Genomic DNA, 19,147 nt, shown 5'->3' on the forward strand with positions numbered 1-19,147 from the left:
CCTACGCGTAGTTAAACGAAATAAAAATAGGTGCCTTAGGCACCTATTTTTATTTCGACTGAATAGAGATTATTCGCTTTGTGGTGGAGGCGCACCATTCACCACATCTGCAACCATTTTTTGTGCATCTTGCTGACGAGTTTCTCTTTGTTGTTGAGTCTCACAAACTTTTGTCGGTATGCGCGTACCAGTTAGTTTTACTTTCTTACACTTATATCCAGACTCTGCAAGCACAGCTTCATTTTTCTCTTTTAATGCTTGCTGCTCATCAGTTAATGGCTCTTTAGTCGCAGAGCAAGCTATAAGAAAGGTACACATGGCTACTGAGAGGATAATTTTGATTTTACTATGACGTTTCTTCTGCATCTTGATTCCCTTAGTACAATAAAATTCATTCCATGAACGAATAAAGTCATTTCTATAATAACGAACATGTTTAACAACGTTAAGGTTACATAATTGCAACACAATATCAATGCTGGTCAGTTGATTTAATTATAATAATATAAAAATGGCTTGCATAATAAGCTCTCTATTATACCGCATAAAATACTTATTAATGCCGATATGATACACGTAGTAATGTTACTTTTAATCACTCAATCCCCTTCCCCAAAAAACTAAGCTGCTAACATAAGCTGGATTTAAATCAAAAATACACACAAAGCTGAATAAAGTTGCACTAACAATCCTCATCATTTAATACTTTCCAAGCATCAAATTATCTTACACAATGACCTCATGCTGACATTATTATCTATACAAGATTAAGTTATTCATTATGAAGCCAAATTATCACCACATACGCCTAACAGAATACAGCCATGGAGCTGGATGTGGTTGCAAAATATCACCCCAAGTACTCAGTACTATACTGTCGTCACAATTACCACTATTCACTGACCCCAATATATTAGTCGGCAATGACACCCGTGATGACGCTGCGGTATATAAACTGAATGATGAGACTGGGATTATTAGCACCACCGACTTCTTTATGCCCATAGTGGATGACCCTTTTACCTTTGGCCGCATTGCCGCAACCAATGCAATAAGTGATATTTACGCCATGGGTGGTACCCCCATGATGGCGATAGCGATTTTAGGCTGGCCAGTGAATAAATTGCCTGCTGAAGTGGCTCAACAAGTGGTTGATGGTGGACGACAAGCCTGCAAAGATGCCGGGATAATGCTAGCGGGAGGCCACAGTATTGATGCGCCGGAACCTATTTTTGGGTTAGCCGTGACAGGCCAGGTGCAGCTGAATAATTTAAAGCAAAACAGCACAGCTAAATCGGGTGACAAGCTGTATCTGACCAAGCCTATCGGTATTGGTGTACTAACAACAGCACAGAAACAGAAAAAACTAAAACCTGAGCATAATCACATTGCAATTGATGCAATGTGTCAGCTGAATAAAGTTGGCCAAGACATAGCTAAAATTAACGGCGTCAACGCCTTAACAGATGTGACAGGGTTTGGTTTGGCAGGTCACTTAATCGAACTTTGCCAAGGGGCTAATCTCACGGCGACGCTTAACTTTGCTGCGATTCCTAGATTACCTGAAGTCGATAACTATATTGCCCAAGGCTGTATTCCGGGAGGGACTAATCGTAACTATCAAAGTTATGCACTGTATTTACCTCAATTGACCGATTACCAGCAGGCCATATTATGCGATCCTCAAACCAGTGGTGGCTTATTGGTCGCGGTAAATGAATCTGCTGAGGCAGAGTTGCAAGCAGTATTAGCTGAGCATCAAATTGTACTTAATTGTATTGGAACATTAAGTCACAATGGCTTGAACACCACTGAACAGTTAGTGGCTTTACTCAATGAGTAATACCATTGCCGCTAGCGAGTATGGCCGTCTGTTATTAGCAGAGCGACCTCTGATTGACGTTCGTGCACCCATTGAATTCAATAAAGGCGCCTTTCCCAAGTCGGTTAATTTCCCCTTGATGAATGACAGAGAGCGTCAACTAGTGGGTACCTGTTATAAGCAGGATGGCCAACAAGCCGCCATTACCTTAGGCCATCAATTAGTCAGCGGTAATGTTAAGCAAAGCCGTATTGATGCCTGGTGCGAACAGCTAAATCAGCATAATGATAGCTATTTATATTGTTTTCGGGGCGGTCTTCGCTCTCAACTTAGTCAGCAATGGCTTAAACACGCAGGTATTGATGTTCCCTATATATATGGAGGATATAAGGCGCTGCGCAGCTTTTTGATTAAAACGATTGACCAAGCTGAATTAAATCACCATTTGCTGATCTTAAGCGGCAGTACAGGTAGTGGCAAAACTGAGTTTATTCGTCAACGTAAAGAAACTATCAACTTAGAAGGATTAGCGAATCATCGCGGTTCCAGTTTTGGCAAACAAATTACCTCACAACCTAGCCAAATCAACTTTGAAAATAACCTCGGTGTCGCGTTACTAAAATATCAACAGATAAAATCCTCGTCCATGCTGTTATTAGAGGATGAGAGTTTCTTAATTGGTCGCACTGCTATTCCGCAGTCATTCTTTAAACTCATGCAGCAAGCACCAATAGTGTTACTTGAAGAAACCTTTAATGCCCGAGTCGATAGGCTTCATGCTGAATATGTCACTAATATGCACCGGCAATATTGCACGCTATTCGGAGAAGTTGAGGGGTTTAACGCATTTTCATTATATTTGGTCGACAGCATTAACAAAATCCGTAAACGCCTAGGTGGTAAACAGCATGACGAGTTACAAGGACTTATTCAGCAAGCATTAAAGCAGCAGCAAAGTCACTATAACCTTGATGGTCATTTCGCTTGGATAAGTCAATTACTCAGCAAATACTATGATCCCATGTACCAATATCAACTTGATAAAAAACTCGCCAAGGTGATTTTTAAAGGTAATGCCACTGAAATACACCAATGGCTTGATGAGCAAGAATAACAGCAAATAAAAATGCCTGATTATTCAGGCATTTTTATTTGTGAACAATAGACGACTAAATCAATTAAGATTAAGATTTATATCAATTAATTGATAAGTATACTTATCAAAAAAGCTTGAACGAACAGCCGAGTTCTCACGAATTTTCCCCGCCCGCTGTTGACGAAACTCTTGATACTGATTTGACGCATGATTTTGATAACCATAAATAGATACCGTCATTCTCGGCTGCGTCAGTTGTTCAAAGCGTGACTCGATATTCGCTGGTAAACTCAGTTCTGGCATCATGCCACTTAATGGCGCTTCTATATACCAACGAGCCGCACCATATTCAAACAGATCAACCGCCAAAAGAATATTGCCTGACCCTATATTGGTAAAGTTATAGCTAGCACCACCACCGTTTAGCATCCCATCTAAAATAGCTTGAGTTTCAGCTAACATTTGATACTGATCCTGCGGTAAATTGAGATCTTGTTGCACATTCGCATTGATCACTTTTTTACGAATACCTGATTGATAATGCAAATCACCAAACTCATTGCCTCCCAATGACTCGCTTGCACTCACTGAGATAAAGTTATTATCTAAAAGCGCCGGAAAAACCTGCGGCCCCTTTGTCCAAGTAAGCCAATTAACCCTACCTGATTCAGTTTCTGAAAACGTAGTGTATCGAGTAACGTTTGGTTCATAAGGGTTAACAATAACGCTGAGAAGGGTTCCTTCATTCTTAGCACTGTCAAACTGGCTACTTAACACAGTAAAAGGTTGGCTTGAATCATGTCCATTGATATCTAAAATAGCAGAGTACGCAATAACACCTGGCTGTTGTGGCATTAAGGTCACGTGAACAGGCGCAAATTTGCCATCATTCTTACATAATAATCTAGATGTGTTTTCGCTTCTTTCAAACAATGCGGTATAACCTGAGTACACTGTATTTACATCACTAAGATCAAAATTGAATGTCTCACATTCACACTGTGAATCTAAGCTACTTTGCCAGAAAGTGTTAATGCCTAAATCCCCTCCGGTCATTTCAGTATGAGTATTAACCTGCATTTCGCCATCTATATCAACCGCAATACTAATGTGCTTAGCATCCGCTGGCCATAGGATATCGACTTTACCGTTGGAAGGACTTTTTGACTGACTTAAGATACTACCATCTTGACGATGAACAATAATATCGGCACCTGCTAAGGGTTGTGTGAAGTTACACTGGGTTGCTTCTGACATTAAATCAACAGTTAATCGCTTCCCTATCGATGCACCTGTATCACCACCATCACTGTTACCACCACAGGCTGAAAGCATCACAATCGCTGATACCGAAAGCACACTCGTTAATATTGCATACTGTGTCATTTAATTTGCTAACTCCCTGAGTAATTATTCACAATAAAATTGCGACTGCATTATTCAGGAATACATAAAAAAACAACATAAATTTAACAAATAACAGTGACTAGCACTGTTATTCACCATTAAGATGCATGACATGCCACGGAAGATTTTCTGTGCCAACAACAATAAAATTGGGATTTTCTAACGTATCCCGCTCATTGTAAGTCATTGGGTGTAAGTTGATATCAACCAAGGCGCCACCGGCCTCTTCAACAATAATTTGTGCGGCGCCGGTGTCCCACTCACCGGTTGGTCCTAAGCGGACATAACAATCAGCTTGTCCTTCGGCAACCAAACAACTTTTCAGTGCAGCCCCCCTAGCACCACTAACTCGCAATCTTTGGGGTGGTTAAATAAACTAAGGACTTTTTGGGGGTCTTGCCGGCGGCTCACTGCAATTCGTAAACTATTTTGTTCTGTAAGGGCTAATTGAGTACTAGTAATACGCACTTCTCCTTCAGCGCTACGTTTATAAGCACCTAGCCCAGCGATAGCGTAATAACAGACTTCGGTCATTGGTGCATAAACAATTCCCATTACTGGCCGATTATGTTCAACAAGGGCGATAATCACAGAAAAATCACCACTACCTGCAATAAACTCACCTGTACCATCAAGCGGATCCACTAACCAATATGTTGACCAGTTTTGTCTCACTGACAATGGAATATCTGCATCCTCTTCACTGAGAATAGGAATGTTCGGGGTTAGCTTAGCGAGGCGTGAGCAGATAATGTCATGGGCGGCCAAATCGGCAGACGTTACAGGGGTATTATCAGACTTGATTTCTCGTTTAAAATTACCTGACTGGTAAATTTCACGAATAGCATTCCCTGCTTCGATAGCAATTTCAATTACTTGTTCGATTATGGCTTCAGGCTTCATTACAACTCCAGTTGCTGGAAATAAGCATGTATTACTGATTTAAACTAACTTTAGCTAACTCTAGCCAAAGTGCGAAAATAATACTTTATTGGGTAAGTGAATGACACTTACCTCTATATGCCTCATACGTCGAGACTAGCAATGACTTAGTTAAAGATTATTTAGCTAAAAACTGTTTGGCTAAAAACAGTGCACTCACACTTCGAGATTCAGAAAAGTCGGGGTTATCTAGCAAGGCTTGCCAATCATCCAGCGCCCAAGGCACCACAATAATAGGTTCAGGCTCATCACCTTCAAGTTCACTGACATATAACTGTTCCGCGACAAAAATATGCATCTTACTAGAGAAGTATCCGGTGCAAGTGATAGTGTTTTTAGATGCGTTAATTTCTTACTGGCGAAACCGATTTCTTCTTGTAATTCTCGATTAGCAGCCTCTATCGCCTCTTCACCAGGATCAATAAGCCCCTTAGGAAAGCCTAATTCATAATTATCAGTTCCAGCTGCATACTCTTTGGCGAGCAGCAACTGGCCTTGATGAACAGGCACAACCATAACAGCGCCCTGGCTTCCGCCCTTCATTCGCTCATATTGGCGCTCAACACCATTTGAAAACTTAAGATGAACTTGCTCAATTTGAAATAGCCGACTTTTGGCTACAACTTCTATGTGCAAGATTTCCGGCTTAATATGCCGCTGTGTCATTGCAACCTCATGTGACGAATAGAATAGGACAAGCGACAATCTTACTACCCTAAACATAATCTACAACCGGAATTTACCATCTGCTTAAAACAAGTTTTTATGCCTTAAGCATTAGAGCGGCTCCATATCGCGATTATTGGTCTTTATACTCAATAAAAAAAGGAGCTCATTAGCTCCTTTTTCACTTCATTTATCGATTAAAAACGATAACGCAAACTAAACTGACCCGTTATAATATCATTTGGGTCCAAATCTATATATTGATACCCGATACCTAAAGACCAAGATTTTGTCATTTGATAACTAAATTGCATCCCTGCATACCAATCTGTACCGCTCATGCCTGTTGTTAGGCGACTATTATTCATGTCACTGACAATATCGGCATCCCATCGAAATAGCCCCACCGGCACTTCAATACGCCAATCTTCACGTTCCATTAGTGTGATACGCATCCCTAAGGTTATACCGTCAGCTAATATCGGGGTAACCGATTTCAACTCTTGATGATATGCCTCAGGGGTTAAGGTGCTTCCTTTAAGTTGCGCACTGCCGTTGCCAAAGTCTGAATAACCTAACTCAACAGCAAGATACGTGTTCCATTGATAACCCGCACTCACACCAAATGCAGTATCACTATCATCAACATCTATGACGGCTACATCGTTTGGAGATTGCCAATGGTGTATCTTGCTATCAGCATAGGCCTGACCTACAAATCCATCGACATACCATGTATTGGCTTCTGCTGCATTGGCTTGTGTTATCACGCTGGCCAATAACACGCTGCTTACCGTTAACCATTTCGCTCGACGGAGTAAACCACCAAACACAAGCAGGACTAATCCATATAAAGATAAGCTACCACCACCGGATTGGTTATCAATAACAACATCTTGATAGGCTTTAATTGTCACTAAGACTTGCCCTGTGGCTTCGCCACCGGCGCCATCATTAATCACATAACTCACACTATCCACTCCATCAAAGCCAGGCTTTGGCGTGTAACGCAGTTGGTTAGACTCAACCGATACCGCTCCTTGTAAGGCTGTGCCACTGACTAAAGTTAAATTATCACCGTCTATATCTGTGTCGTTAGCCAATACATTTAACAATATGCTGGTTCTATCATCCGTGTTAGCAATATCATCCACAGCAACTGGAGCACGATTGGCCACCACTGTTACCGTAAGTTCACTGCTGGCGGTACCACCTTTGCCATCACTGATACTGTACACCAACACATCGGTGCCGATAAAATCAACCGCAGGGGTATAGCTTATGTGCTGACTACCCAGTATCGTCGTATCGCCAAACTGACTACTGACTTGGCTTACCGTTAGTTCATCACCATCAGCATCACTGTCGTTCGCCAGTACATCGATATCGATACTCTGGTTCACAGACACAGTAGCCGTATCGATAACAGCCAGAGGGAGTGTATTGCCGCTTAGCGCAACCGCCACTCCGCCTGGGTCAACAATGCTGCCGTTGGCTATGCCATCGTCATCATTAGGACCGCCGTCTTGAATAGTTAACTGCACACACCAATGGCCCTCGTTTAAACCAGACTGCCATAACGTGCTGCCTGGTGGTGGACATAAACCTAGCTCGCCAGCACTCGATGCAATGCTGTTTTTGTCATCAAGAACAAAGGCTTTCCAACCGTTTGCCTTATCGAACTTGCGGTACACTGCGTTAGCCGGTACAGGCAAGGCTTGTGGCAAGCTAAAGCGATAGCTGTCACCCACTTTAGATAAGTTAATGGCTTCAAAGTCATAAATACCACCAATGTTGGCCGCCATGGTATCTAAAGTTAATATGGAGGTGGGCACCTTTATACCCTCACTACCATTACGTTGCGCTGTGGTACCTAAGCGTAAACACACGCCTGATTGACTCTCTGCAAGGAAGCGTGACTGCTCATTACCTTGCTGTTGCAGCACGTTACACTCACTAATGGCATCCAGGTAATCGGCAATACCATCACCATCGGTGTCGACAAAACCTTCTTGGTTATCTGGGATTAAATCGCCATCAGAATCGCTCCCCGTCAGTGTGGGTAAGCTTGCTTTAACTAACAAGGTTAACTGCACCTGAGTTGATAAGTTAGGCGTACCATCGTCTGTCACCGTTAGGCTGATAGGGTAGCTGCCTGCATCCACTAAGCTTGGGTCAAAGTACATGCCCTGTGCATCTGTGTTTAACACTAAGTCACCGGTTGACCAGACTTCAGTCAGGCTATCTTGTACATTCACATCTTGGCTTTTGGCCTTGATGTAGACCTTACCTTCAGCCTTGCTCACTTGGGTGCGCAGCTCATTAGATTGAGTCACCTTAATGCTCGCCTGAGGCGCAATATTGGCCTCACTGATAAGCAGTTGACTCACGCGCTGGGCACTGAGGTTCACACTTGGGTCTAAGGTGATAATTAATGTTTCATCTGCCTCAGTTTCACCATCATCAAATACCTCGATGTTAACGCTCGCACTTAAGCCTGAGGTAATGTCAACAACGCCATCAACTAAGTCGTGGTCATTACCATCGCTGCTACCAGAGACAGTGTAAGGCACACGCACTGGGTACTGAGGTGAAGGGCCGTTTAAGAACACAGTCACTTTCGCTTGATTGCCTTCAGCCACCACTTGGTCACGGCTAATGGAGATTAATGGCTTCACGGTCACTTTTTGTGACTTAATCGCGCTGCGACCTAGGCTGTCGGTGGCTTGCCAGTAAGCTAAGTGCTCGCCCGGTGCAAACAACTGCTTAGTGTTCACCAAGGACACCGCAAGCTTATTGCCATCCTTATCAACCGCTGTTGCTACGCCAAGCTTAAGCTTAGTGAATAAGCCCGTCGCGTTAGCTGTGATGTCGGCTGGCACACTAATCACAGGTGCATCCGCTGAACTGTCGCCACTAATCATCAAGGACACCTTGGCATTACTGCGACCTTTTTGACCATCAGAGAGGGTGTAGCGCAAGGTTACTGGGCCAACAAAGCCCGTTGGTGCTTGATACTGAAGTTGTGAATTGACAATTTGCACGCTACCCACGTCTGCTGCAGCGCCATCGATAACTAAGATGTCTCCATCGACGTCGGTGTCGTTGTCCAATACCGCTAAGGTATAGCTGTCATTAGCAGCAAGGCTGAGGCTGTAACTGTCATCAACAGCTACAGGCTCATCATTTACCGCAGTCACTGTAATACTCACCACAGCAGGCTCTGAACTTAACGCCGCATCTTTGGCAATAAAGCGCACACTGTCATTACCATTAAAGTCGGCATTGGGGGTGTATAACCACACGCTGCCATTTTTCTCTAATGTGCCCGATGTCGGCTGAGTAACCACTTCAAAAGTGAGCGTATCATTTTCAGCATCCGTGCCGCTGAAGGTAATTCCCTTGGAACTGTCTTCATCTAAGGTGACACTGGCACTGTTAGCTACTGGTGCGCTGTTGACCTCATTCACCACTAAGGTAAAGGATTGCGTCTCAAACAGACCTGCAGCGTCGGTGACAGTTAAGCTGATGGCGTGATCACCAACATTATCTCGACTTGCGACACCCGTTAACGTGCCGGTTGCAGTATTAAAACTTAACCAAACGGGTAACGTTGGTGCACTGAAGGTGAGTACATCGCCAACACTGTCCGTTGCTGTGAGTGTGTAACTGTAGTTCACCCCTTCATCTACGCTCAGCAGTGGAGTTGAAGTGATAACTGGCGCGCCATTAGGTGTCACGCTGTTAGAAGCGGCCGATGCAGAGCTTGTACCTGCTGCACTTGTGGCCGTTACAGTAAAGGTGTACGCGGTGCCGTTAGTTAGGCCAGTCACCACTATGGGTGAGCCTGCACCGCTGACAGTCAAACCACCAGGACTTGAGGTCACGGTATAACCAGTAATCGCCGATCCGCCATTATTGGCAGAAGCCGCGAAGCTGATTGTAGCCTCTGTATCACCCGCCGTTGCCGGGCCTATCATAGGCGCATCAGCTGCGACCGCATTAACAGCAAACGTCTGACTCACTTGCGTAGCTGGTGAGAATGCCGCGTTACCTGCTTGGTCTACGTTAATGGTACAAGTACCTGTGCTGGCAAAGGTCAGTGCGCCGCCCGTAGTCACTGTACACACTGCCGTGGTGGCAGCGGTAAAGCTTGGCACTAGGCCAGAGCTTGCTGTTGCCGTTAAGGTCGGCGAGGCACCAAAGCTTTGCGCACCAGGGTTAGTAAAGGTAATAGTTTGCGGTGCAATAGGTGTCACACTATTGGAAGCACTCGATGCACCACTTGTGCCCGCGGCAGATATCGCCGTAACACTGAACGTGTAGGCAGTGCCGTTTGTTAGGCCAGTCACCACTATGGGTGAGCCTGCACCGCTGACAGTCAAACCACCAGGACTTGAGGTCACGGTATAACCAGTAATCGCCGCGCCGCCATTGCTTACTGGCGCGCTGAAGCTTACCGTCGCCTGCGTGTCACCTGCCGTAGCCGTGCCTATCATAGGCGCATCAGCTGCGACCGCATTAACAGCAAACGTCTGACTCACTTGCGCTGCTGGTGAGAATGCCGCATTACCCGCTTGGTTAGCGTTAATGGTACAGCTACCCGTTGTCACAAAGGTTAAGGCGCCGCCCGTTGTGATAGTACACACAGCTGTGGTGGATGAGATAAAGCTTGGCACTAGGCCAGAGCTTGCTGTTGCCGTTAAGGTCGGCGAGGCACCAAAGCTTTGCGTACCAGGGTTAGTAAAGGTAATAGTTTGCGGTGCAATAGGTGTCACACTATTGGAAGCACTCGATGCACCACTTGTGCCCGCGGCAGATATCGCCGTAACACTGAACGTGTAGGCAGTGCCGTTTGTTAAGCCTGTTACCACTATGGGTGAGCCTGCACCGCTGGCAGTCAAACCACCAGGACTTGATGTCACTGTATAACCGGTAATCGCCGCGCCGCCATTGCTGGCTGGCGCACTAAAGCTCACGCTTGCCTGAGTGTCTCCCGCGGTTGCCGTACCAATGCTTGGTGCATCTGCAACCACAACATTAACAGAGAAGCTCCTACTCACCTGAGGCGCAGGCAAATAACTGCCATTGCCTGCCTGATCGGCATTAATGGTACAAGTACCTGTGCTGACAAACGTTAAGGCGCCGCCCGATGTGATAGTACACACAGCCGTGGTGGATGAGGTAAAGCTTGGCGTTAAGCCTGAATCTGATGTCGCACTTAAGGTCGGACTGGTGCCAAAGCTTTGTGCGCCAGGATTGGCAAAAGTAATGATCTGGGCTGCTTTAGGTGTAATTGAATTTGAAGCGCTAGAAGCCGCCCCCGTACCTACCGAGTTAGTGGCAGTCACGCTAAAGCTATAAGCAACGCCATTTGTCAGCCCAGTCACTGTGATGGGTGAACCTGCCCCCGTACCCGTTAACCCACCAGGGCTTGCCGTGACTGTATAGCCAGTTATCGCCGAACCGCCATTACTTGCTGGCGCGCTAAAGCTCACGCTTGCCTGAACATCGCCCGCCGTTGCCGTGCCAATGCTTGGTGCATCTGCAACCACGGCATTGACAGAGAAGCTCCGACTCACCTGAGACGCTGGCAAATAACTGCCATTACCCGCCTGATCGGCATTAATGGTACAAGTACCTGTGCTAGCGAACGTCAGCGCGCCGCCCGATGTGATAGTACACACAGCCGTGGTGGATGAGGTAAATGCCACTATCAGCGCGGAATCAGCCGTTGCCGAAAGGGTCGGCGTGGTGCCAAAGTTTTGCGCACCAGGATTGCTAAACGTAATGCTTTGAGCGGCTTTAGGCGTAATTGAATTTGAAGCGCTAGAAGCCGACCCCGTACCTACCGAGTTAGTGGCAGTCACGCTAAAGCTATAAGCAACGCCATTTGTCAGCCCAGTCACTGTGATGGGTGAACCTGCACCCGTACCCGTTAACCCACCAGGGCTTGCCGTGACTGTATAGCCGGTAATCGCCGCACCGCCATTGCTGGCTGGCGCACTAAAACTCACGCTTGCCTGAGTGTCTCCCGCCGTTGCCGTACCAATGCTTGGTGCATCTGCAACCACGGCATTGACAGAGAAGCTCCGACTCACCTGAGGCGCAGGCAAATAACTGCCATTACCCGCCTGATCGGCATTAATGGTACAGGTTCCTGTGCTAGCGAACGTCAGCGCGCCGCCCGTTGTGATAGTACACACAGCCGTGGTGGATGAGGTAAAAGTGGGTGACAGGCCAGAGTCTGAGGAGGCTGTTAGCGTTGGACTAGTACCAAAGTTTTGCGCACCGGGATTCGCAAAAGTAATGATTTGGGCTGTTCTTCCATCCACCAGTACAGAAACCGTTGAACCCACTGAGTTCAAGGTCAAGTTTGCATTATTACCGGCACCGTCTCTCAGCGTAGCCCCATTGCTGGCTAAGCTGCCGACAGCAATACCGTCACTGTCTGCATCACCGCTCTGTATTGTGTAGCGAAATAGCAGACTCGAGGAACCTGAGCCACTCTGATAGGTAGCTTGACGAGTCGTCGCCCCTATGGTTAACGCCAGCTGCGGCGTACCACCAGCAGTGTTGACTGTGATGTTTTCATCAAGATTAATACTGAAATCCAGGTTCTGCCCGCTTACATAAGTCGCATTGGCAGGTACGCTAACTGAAGATACTGTCGGCGGAGTGATGTCGGCGGGCGCAACTAGCATAAACTCGTTACCGCCACTGTAACTACCGCCATCCGTCGCCGCATAATAAGCGGTAAGCACTGTGCTATTGCCAGCTGCTGTCACAGTTCCGCCCTGAGGCAGGCCAGAGAAGTTCCCCGTTATACTATCCACGCCATCGTTAACCAGTAGGCGGTAGCTATCACCTAATCCCGCTGTATAACTGTGATTAACATTCAAGGTGGCGGATGACACATCCACAGTGCCGTTTACTGCCACAGAGTCATAACCTGAGCCTAACGCTGTCCCTGTAATTTGTGCCGTCAAAGCACCACCTGAGGCGATGGTCAGGTTGCCATTAATCGTGATACTGCCAGGGCCTGAGATCCCAGGAGACAACGTACCGCCACTTTGCACAGTCAAGGTATTGGTTGAACTTGTGCCAAAGATACTGCCCGTGCCTTCTAAGATGCCTCCTGAGCCAATCGTAGCGCCAGTTGTACCATTCAAGGCGCCAGTTAGGCTCAGGCTACCATTGCTGATAATGGTAACGCCTGTGTAAGTGTTAGTACCCGAAAGGGTCAACTTACTCGAACCAGACTTAGTTAAATTACTGCCACTACCTGTGATATTTCCGGAAAAACTGCTATCGCTGGTTTGATTCACCGTTAAACTAGCACTATTCATGGCCAGGGTTCCTGCTCCAGCAAGAGGCCCTATGGTTTCACTGGCATCCAGTCGCAACGTTGCCCCAGACGCTATATTTACCTCAGAGCCGTTAGCTATGGCGGCACCATTGTCCAACACTAGGGTGCCTTCAGAGACAGATGTGCTAGCTGTAAAAGTATTACCCCCCGCTAAGGTTACGCTACCCATATCGGTTTTAGTCAAGGTCGCAGTGCCACTGACCACACCGCTTAAAATCAAATTACTGCCACTGACGGCGCTAATATTGGTGCCAGTAGATAACACTATATTGCCGGAAACTATGCTGGTACCTAAGCTGTAGGCATCTGCCCCTAGTGCACCGTATTCTGTAGCGTCAATATTCCTGCCTGTGCCATTGAGAAACAGTGACTCAGGACTAACCACACCGGCGCCAATTCGCAGCGCCGAACCCGCATTAACTGTAGTGCTGCCAGATGTTGAACCTAAACCATTATTGTGGTTTAACAGCACCCCACCATTAGTGATTAAGGTCTGACCCGAATAACTATTATTGCCGCTGAGCATTAACACTGAAGCGCCAATTTTAGTCAGTGTGCCGCTACCGGAAATCACTCCAGACATTTGAATAATATTGCGACCACCACCGCCCGTTGGATTGAATAACCCGCCAGCGGCGCCAAGGGTGATCGGATTATTAATCGTTTTAATATTAGGATTGCCAGTTGAGCCGCCAGTCACCGACATGGCCAAGGTGCCGCCATCTAAAATCAAGGCGCCAGTATTGGCACCATCCAGGTTATTATCATCGGCAATATCCAATACCCCCCCAGCACAGAGGTGCTACCGCTACGGCTACTGTTGGTCCCGGTCAAGCGCAAGGAACCCGCCCCTGCTTTAGACAAGTTACCGGCACCATTAATATTACTTGAAATCTGCAATTCATTAGCGTGGGTTAAAGACAGGGTAAAACCTGAACCTAAGGTTATGGTGCTACCGGCAATAACAAAACTTGAGCCTGCAGCATTAGCATCAATCGCTAAATTTTCTGCGATAGTTAAATTTCCAGCCAATGTCATGCTACTAGTGAACGCGTTGGATAAAATCAGCGTCTGGCTACCACTAGTGTCTGCTAATGCAATCGCCACCGCCTCGCTGAAACTCACGCCATTGTTGATATTGATCGTAGCGGTATCGGTGGTGTTGGTGACATAGACGTTGTCGCTGGTGACGGTAACATCTGCCGTTGTGCTGGCAGTACCGTCACTAAGACTAAAGCGCAAGGCCGCATCGGCGGCGGGCGTATCGTTGCGGTACTGAATGCGCTGCAGCACATCTTGCACCAACAACTTGGTGGCTGTGGTTGCGCTACTGTTAAAGCTGATGTTCAGCACGCCGCTAGCATTAGTAAAGCTCGCGAAGGTTAAACCGCCACTCTGCAGATTAGCACCGCTGACGCTGAACTGTGCGCCGCTGGTATCGAAACCGAAAACATCAGCTGTAACAGCAGAGCCTACTCGTTGCACGGTTAAGCTCGCGCCCGCATAGTTGCCGTTGCCACCGTTAAGTGCATCGAGCTCAGCATCGCTAACATTGGCATTGCTGCCAGAATCCAAATTAACCGTATTTCCCACCCCAGCCCAGGCCACTGAGTCACCATTGAGATTTGTCAGTGCCAGGGGGTGTTAGATACAGCAGCAGTAGCGACAATATCATCAATTTCCATACCCGCTATATTATTAGCAGTCATACGAATTTCATCAACATTGTCGTAAGCCGATTGGAAGGTAATTACGCCATAACTCCCCCCTGCCGTTGTGGCGGTAAAGCTATAGTGCACATTACCGCTAATGTCTGATATCGTTAAATTTACAGTTTCACTGGAAACCACTGAAACGCCATCTCTGAAACCCTCAAATGCGACGCTGGTTGCTGAGCTTACTTGCGTGAGACCAAATGTCATGGAGGCAATATCAAACTCTGAACCATCGGTTGACGCCATGGCAAACACACGTATTGAGGGATTTGAGTTGTTGAGGAGTAAAGAACGATCACCACCGCCACCATCGTTATTCAGGTTCTGACTTTGGTCGGCAGCACTGGGTGTGGCGATTAAATCAGCAGCATCCATGCTAAAGGTCCAATCACCAATGGCTTGGGAGGTTACCAGGTTGGAATTGATTAACCCCACACCATCAAAGTTTTGATTGGAGATAGCTGCATGGCTCGCAGCAGTTATGCACGAGAGCGAAATAAAAAGGCTGATCCGCCCAAAGAAACTCGAACAGAAAGGGGTTATAAATTGGAGCATGAGGTGATCATCCTAAAGTTATTATGGCGATTTTGTTAATGATTGAGGCAGCCTCGAATGTCTTCCCTAGATCCAAGCGAGCGACTTACATCAGTGTGTTACAATCCCTTAACACTTAATTATTCAACTCGTTGCTATTGAATGAGCCACCTTCTTCGCGGGTTTACATTAAGCAACAACATGCTTTTTCCTTCAAAAGTACACGGAATTTTACTTTTTTTTCAATTCCATGACTTATATTAAGTCTTTTATATTTAGTAACCTAAAATAAAAAGGCAACCTAAAGATCGCCTTTCCATATTCTAAGGTCTACTGGGGTAAATACCAATGGTTGCTATGATAAAATTTATTCCTAAATAAGGGTTCCTAATCGGTACAGCTTGACTGCCACCAGCATTTGACACAGTAATACTACCCGCAGCTGTAGTTTCACCACTTACCCCGCCTAAGCTTGCTTTATCTGAGTTAGGCGCAGTGTCGTTAAATAAACCATTGAAGGTCACTGCAGAAAGGCCAGCTTTAGCCGTCGTCGCCGAAAGATACGTGGTTGCGCCCGATGTCGGCGGCACCATAGTATCATCGCTTGTTGTGGCAACATCGGCACGCACGTTCACAGCTGATGCCGTACCATTAAATACCGCTTGGTGGGTGTGAATTGGCAGCTGGCTGGTGTTAAGGTTAACTACTTCATAGCCATTTTTTTGTCCCAGAGGAATTGGCGATAAACCAGGGCCAGTATTCCCGTCTATCCCCACACCCACAGGTGCCCTACCGCGTAAATCTGGCAGACCAAAGGTATCTCTGCCATTACCACCATAGATGGTACCTAAAAGTGAAAACAGGGCTGCGTTTGATGCTACGGGTAACAGTTGCCCATCACAAAAAGCCCAACCTTGGGGAGCAAAATTCCCCGCGAACATACGGATTTCACCGAGTATTGCGTCTGACATAGTTTCTCTCCTTAGATAGTTTATAATTAAACCTAGCCCAGTTTGCGTTAAATACTATGACGCGCTAGATAGTATGACTTTTGGCACAAGCCTAACTGCGTTTCCTAGGTTTATTAATAATAAATCCTTTACTGTGTACTTCCGACCAACGAAAATAATTAACATAGTCAAACAAAATTAAGTCTAAAAAAATATCGTATCTGTTATGAAAAAAATCAACATGCTTAGCATAAAATAGACCGACCTTAAAAACCTTCTTTTAAACTTCTATATTTAAATTTTAACGGTATATCAATCACATAAATAAATTTCATACTTTCACAAATATCTGACACGCCAACCAGAATAAAACGCTTACTGAAGATAGAGTATTTTTGCTTCTCGATTGCCTAGCTTGATAGACAGGTCAGTAGTGACCTATAAACCTTAGTGTCATACTTAAGCACTTCTAGAGCGACTGACACATAAATGTGGCAAACAACTCATTAAGGCTAGTATATAAATATATAACCACAAGTCGCGATTGGCATTTAGCAGCAACAAAGGAGTAATTAATGTTTGACTGGAACACCATAGACACAGTGCTATTAGATATGGATGGCACGCTGTTAGATTTACACTTTGACAATCACTTTTGGCTGACTTTAGTGCCACAACAACTCAGTGACCAAAGACAAATTAGTCTTGATGCGGCAAAGGAGTTGGTCGAAGCGGCCTACCATGACGTGGTAGGGACATTGGATTGGTATTGTTTAGATTATTGGCAGCAGCAACTTGATCTAGATATTCTGACCTTACATTACTCGATGGTGGCACGTATTCAAATGCGCCAGGACAGCATGCCGTTTCTAAAAGCTTTAGGTGTGATGAAGAAACAACGCATCTTATTTACCAATGCCCACCCTAAAAGCTTAGCGTTAAAGCTTGAGCATACTGAATTGGCCAATGGCTTAGATGCTATGTTGTCGAGCCATGAAACAGGTTATCCTAAAGAGCATCCGCAGTTTTGGCTAACGGCGATTGAAAAATATCAGTTAAATCCCGCAAGATGTTTATTTATTGATGACAGTGAAGCTATATTAGCTGCATCGAAACAAGCTGGTATAGGCTTTCAACTAGGGATAAAAAATCCTGATAGCCAAAAACAACATAACCAATTTAATGATTTTCCGGCAATTGATGACTACCATTATTTATTAGAAGAACTGCTGACAAGCAAATGCCTATAATCTAGCAATGAAATAATATCCATCCACTGCCAAATAGCCTGATTGCTAATAATCCGCTTATTACTCATAAAAAAGGGCGCAAGTGCGCCCTAAAATAATCAACCATTGTTAATCGTCATACAGTAAACATGCACATTCAAGGCTCGACGCTTATAATCCGGAATAATACCTTGATAGTTAATTGGATAATATCCTTGGCTATCTTGCCTGCCCAAAAATGATAATGCTTCGGTTAAATCTTTTGGCTGCGCTGCAGTAGGTTTTATTTTAGCACTGACTTTAACCAAATTATTTTCCGCCAAAGTAATCGTGCCCACCAAACCTAATTGATTCTGTTGCTCGTCGGTTGCTAATTGCACTTGCCCATCAAGACAATTCAGACCTAAGGCTATATTACCCAAAGGATATTCGCCAAATTGATTGGTGAGATGAGTACTGTTTAAAAACAACTTACCGGCAAGTTGCTCGCACCAAGGTAAGCCTCGTTCAAGTTTTTCTACCAGCAAACTGACATCACCACTTAATTGCGCTCTAAACGGTAGTCTAGCTCCTGCGACAATAAAACTATTGGGCGCATCAAAGCGAAAGTTTTCAACCTTTAGGCCTGAAAAAGAGTAACTAATACTGCCCTTGCTGCTAACAGCCGTTGCCCAGTGCCAATGTTAAAATCAATATCCGCCCGACCAATAAACAATGCCCACGGGCTTAACTCCCAACTGACATGCTCAAGTTGACGTTGATCAATGCGCACTAGGTCGGCTTTGCCGCGCCATAACGTACCATCTACACCCGCAAACTGAACATGATTCGGTAATGGTGCTAGGCTCACCAGTAAACTGGCAGGTAAATAGACAATCAAAAAAATCAAATACACCACTACAGCAATGCCAATTTTGACAAATAATTTCACAAACATTCCTTACTGAGACAACTGAATACGTCTGACATTAACAAAGCCGGCCGTATCTGAATCTGATAAATCGACGCTATCTAACGTTAAGCCTTTTTGATCAACCAAATGATGTAAATAGTCTAACAGCGAATCAAATGGCACTTCGTCCATCCACAGTTGAATTTTATTATCCTGTGGCTGCATTCGCGTTATTTCTAAATTATATTGGCTGGCTGTTTGGTTTACAATCGAGCTCAGGCTGCCACTCGCTTGAGCTTTCGCTCCGGCTTTTTCAAGACCCGCTATTTTATTGGCCGTTTGCTTCACATAATTTAAGTTTTGCAGCTCAAGACTATAATTACGCTCAGCGGCTTGTTGTGCATTTGAAATGGGTGACCATACTCCCCAGTACAAGATACCAATAACCACAAACACACTACAGAAACCGACTAATTGCTGCTCTCTTAGTGCCAAGCTTTGCCACCATATACGCAAATTATCCAT

Annotated in this window: 10 protein-coding genes and 3 pseudogenes; 3 read left to right on the forward strand and 10 right to left on the reverse strand. The window is 45.4% G+C overall.

Annotation, left to right across the window (positions count from 1 at the left end):
* Nucleotides 1–69: 69 nt before the first annotated feature.
* The gene (locus L0B17_RS01495) at nucleotides 70–366 is read right to left on the reverse strand and encodes a hypothetical protein (RefSeq protein ID WP_235087064.1); all 297 of its coding nucleotides are present in this window, start codon (nucleotides 364–366) and stop codon (nucleotides 70–72) included.
* A 415-nt stretch (nucleotides 367–781) separates the two neighbouring features.
* Between L0B17_RS01495 and selD the strand changes: the two genes are divergently transcribed.
* Together selD and mnmH are read left to right on the forward strand one after the other, a co-directional pair.
* Entirely contained in the window at nucleotides 782–1,843 is a 1,062-nt protein-coding gene (selD, locus tag L0B17_RS01500) for a selenide, water dikinase SelD (protein ID WP_235087066.1), read from the forward strand.
* Entirely contained in the window at nucleotides 1,836–2,936 is a 1,101-nt protein-coding gene (gene mnmH, locus L0B17_RS01505) for a tRNA 2-selenouridine(34) synthase MnmH (protein WP_235087067.1), read from the forward strand. Before selD ends, mnmH begins: the two co-directional genes overlap by 8 nt.
* A gap of 60 nt (nucleotides 2,937–2,996) precedes the next feature.
* Here the strand turns inward: mnmH and L0B17_RS01510 are convergent, their stop codons facing one another.
* From L0B17_RS01510 to L0B17_RS01540, 7 genes and pseudogenes are all read right to left on the reverse strand, one after another.
* On the reverse strand, nucleotides 2,997–4,304 hold the full coding sequence (locus L0B17_RS01510; RefSeq protein ID WP_235087069.1) for a hypothetical protein: 1,308 nt from the start codon (nucleotides 4,302–4,304) through the stop codon (nucleotides 2,997–2,999).
* Nucleotides 4,305–4,413: 109 nt separating this feature from the next.
* Nucleotides 4,414–5,228 (reverse strand): annotated as a pseudogene (gene cysQ, locus L0B17_RS01515) (3'(2'),5'-bisphosphate nucleotidase CysQ).
* Nucleotides 5,229–5,385: 157 nt separating this feature from the next.
* Nucleotides 5,386–5,933, reverse strand: a pseudogene (nudE, locus tag L0B17_RS01520) (ADP compounds hydrolase NudE).
* Nucleotides 5,934–6,130: 197 nt separating this feature from the next.
* The gene (locus L0B17_RS01525; protein ID WP_235087071.1) at nucleotides 6,131–14,083 is read right to left on the reverse strand and encodes an Ig-like domain-containing protein; all 7,953 of its coding nucleotides are present in this window, start codon (nucleotides 14,081–14,083) and stop codon (nucleotides 6,131–6,133) included.
* Nucleotides 14,032–14,910 (reverse strand): hypothetical protein, encoded by an 879-nt coding sequence (locus tag L0B17_RS01530; protein ID WP_235087072.1) that lies wholly within the window; start codon nucleotides 14,908–14,910, stop codon nucleotides 14,032–14,034. The genes L0B17_RS01525 and L0B17_RS01530 overlap by 52 nt, the downstream gene beginning before the upstream one ends.
* A gap of 20 nt (nucleotides 14,911–14,930) precedes the next feature.
* Complete coding sequence (locus L0B17_RS01535) at nucleotides 14,931–15,572, reverse strand: hypothetical protein (RefSeq protein ID WP_235087074.1); 642 nt, start codon at nucleotides 15,570–15,572, stop codon at nucleotides 14,931–14,933.
* A gap of 302 nt (nucleotides 15,573–15,874) precedes the next feature.
* Complete coding sequence (locus L0B17_RS01540) at nucleotides 15,875–16,522, reverse strand: phage tail protein (protein ID WP_235087076.1); 648 nt, start codon at nucleotides 16,520–16,522, stop codon at nucleotides 15,875–15,877.
* Between the two features lie 554 nt (nucleotides 16,523–17,076).
* On the opposite strand from L0B17_RS01540, the gene yrfG reads away from it, so the two are divergent.
* On the forward strand, nucleotides 17,077–17,751 hold the full coding sequence (gene yrfG, locus L0B17_RS01545; RefSeq protein WP_235087078.1) for a GMP/IMP nucleotidase: 675 nt from the start codon (nucleotides 17,077–17,079) through the stop codon (nucleotides 17,749–17,751).
* Nucleotides 17,752–17,849: 98 nt separating this feature from the next.
* On the opposite strand, the pseudogene L0B17_RS01550 reads toward yrfG, so the two are convergent.
* Nucleotides 17,850–18,667 (reverse strand): annotated as a pseudogene (locus tag L0B17_RS01550) (type II secretion system protein N).
* A gap of 3 nt (nucleotides 18,668–18,670) precedes the next feature.
* Entirely contained in the window at nucleotides 18,671–19,147 is a 477-nt protein-coding gene (locus tag L0B17_RS01555) for a type II secretion system protein M (RefSeq protein WP_235087080.1), read from the reverse strand.

It is taken from the genome of Shewanella sp. OMA3-2 (genome assembly GCF_021513195.1).
GTDB lineage: Bacteria > Pseudomonadota > Gammaproteobacteria > Enterobacterales > Shewanellaceae > Shewanella.